General features: G+C 48.6%; 1 protein-coding gene. It reads right to left on the bottom strand.

Annotated features, from left to right (window positions below; genetic code table 11):
- Positions 1 to 97: 97 nt before the first annotated feature.
- Positions 98 to 2,177 (bottom strand): hypothetical protein (locus PGY33_RS14235; RefSeq protein WP_270479199.1); only part of this gene is annotated, 2,080 nt, incomplete at its 5' end.

Raw genomic sequence — 2,177 nt, 5'->3', positions numbered from 1 at the left:
TTTGCCGTTTTTGCGTGAAAATGGGAAAACCCCCGAGGAAAATTTCCTCGGGGGTTTTGATTTTGCCGTTCAGGCGAATGTAATCAACAGAGGTTGATTAGTTCGGGTAAACGTCGGTGTCCAGCTCATTGGTAACGTCAACAACCAGAACGTCCAGAGTCTTGCCGTCCTTAGAGTAGAACATTACGTTGTTCTTGTAGCTGGTAACGTTGCCAGTGCTATCGTAGTTCTCGATAGCGGTCTGGAGAGAGCCATCAGCAACACCGGTCTGAGCGTCGGTATCAACGAACAGTACCATGGTATCGTTCTTGTCGATCTCACGAGCGATGGTCTGGCCAGCAGCGACAGAGCCATTGCGAGCGATGGTTACGTTGCCGTCCTTGCCATTGCTATCCCATGCGAAGCCAGTCAGAGCACCCTTATTCAGGTTAGTCTTGTATACGTAGGTGTCGCAATCAGCGTAGCCGTCGGAATCCAGAGTATACTCAACAACAGTGCCCTCTGCGTAAGCAGAACCAGCGGACTGCTTAACCTTCAGAGTGGTTGCCTCGGTGCCGTTCCAAACGTTGTACTCAACGTACTCGTTGTTGTTAGCATCCTTAGCGTTGTTCTCAACACCGAAGATGTAAGCGTAGGTCTTGTCAGCGGAAGACGGATTCTTGTTGGTGTTTACAAATGCAACCTTAGCGTATGCGTAACCGTCAGAATCATCGGTCAGCATATCACCGGAGAAGATATTCTTGTCGCTCCAGTTCTTCATGTTGTCGCCGGTAACTACCTTGTAGTCATCAGAACCATACTTAACAAATACGGTAGCGGAAGCGTTGATGTAAGACAGAGTAGACTTGTCAGCCTTCTTGATCTTGCCATCGTCCACATAGCTGTTTGCCGGAATTGCGGTGTGGTGATCGTAACCAGCATACTTGCTGTTAATCTGTGCAATCTGATCCAGCTCGTACTTGCTGCCAGACTGAGAGTAGGTTACCAGAGTCGGGATAACATCGCCCGAGTTATTCTTCAGGCCGGATACCAGCGCACCGTTAGAAAGGATATCAGACTTATCCTCATCAATGTCAACAGTCTTGCGGGTGCCATCCGGGAAGAGCATATCAGCCTGCCACTTCTTGCCAACGCCAGAAGTCTTAGCTGCATCGATCATCAGAGCAACGTCGGTAGAACCAATCTTGTAATCGTCAACGTATACAACGTAGCCGCTCTTGATTACTACAGTAACAGTGTTGCTCAGCGCAATCTTAGAAGCATCGCCAGAAGCCAGTGCAGAAGTGTACCAGTTGTTGTCGATACGAATGTCATTCTTGTTATCGCGGGTAGAAGTGATCTTGCCCTCAACAACGTCAGCCTTAACAGCGTCCAGCTTGGAGTTTACCTTGCTGTTGGTGATGATAACGTAGTCGTCCTTCTTCAGACCGGAAACGTCAGAGTTGCAGGAATCCTTATCCAGCTTGGAATAGCCAGAGAAGTTTGCAACGCCGAAGCCTGCCTTGTAAACAACGTTTACGTAATCCTTGCCAACGTAGGAAACCTTACCAACCATGTACTTGGTAACGTCCATACTGATAACCTTGTCGTCATCATTCAGAACGGTCTTAACGTCAGCTGCCTTAGTTGCTGCAGTTGCGTCAGTTACATACCTGGTGATGGTCTTCTGAGTAGCGGTGTTATCCTCAGTTACCTTAGCTTCCTGGTTGTCACCAGTGGTTACACCCTGATTCAGGATGGTGTACTTGGTGCCATCAAACTTCAGCTTGCCGCCGTTGATCTCGTAGTCGTTAACAACGCCGTTCAGAACGGAGCTGTCATCGGTTACGAATACGCCGTAAACTTCGTCAGAAGCCTTGAACAGAACCTTAACAACACGGTTGGTCAGAGCAGAGTAGTCCTTAGCAACCTTGGTGAAAGAAGAAACATAGTCACCCTTGTACTTGTCAGAGTCCTTCTGGTTAGCCGTGGTCATGGTCAGGGTCAGCTTGTAGGTGTCCTTGTTGGACTCCTTAACAACACCGTTCAGAGTGCCAATAGAAGTCTTCAGACCCATGTACTTCTCGCCAACAGTCTTGTTGTCAGCGCCGGTATAGGTCTCGTTGGTGTAAACGCCATCACGAAGAACAACGGTCGGAGCAAAAATGGTGTTGTAGATCAGCTGTGCAGCGTACTGA

This window comes from Butyricicoccus sp. AF18-9LB, assembly GCF_027684505.1.
Taxonomy (GTDB): Bacteria; Bacillota; Clostridia; order Oscillospirales; family Butyricicoccaceae; genus Agathobaculum; species Agathobaculum butyriciproducens.
The sequence above is the reverse complement of the archived record's forward strand: the minus strand, read 5'-3'. Positions and strand labels throughout refer to the sequence as shown.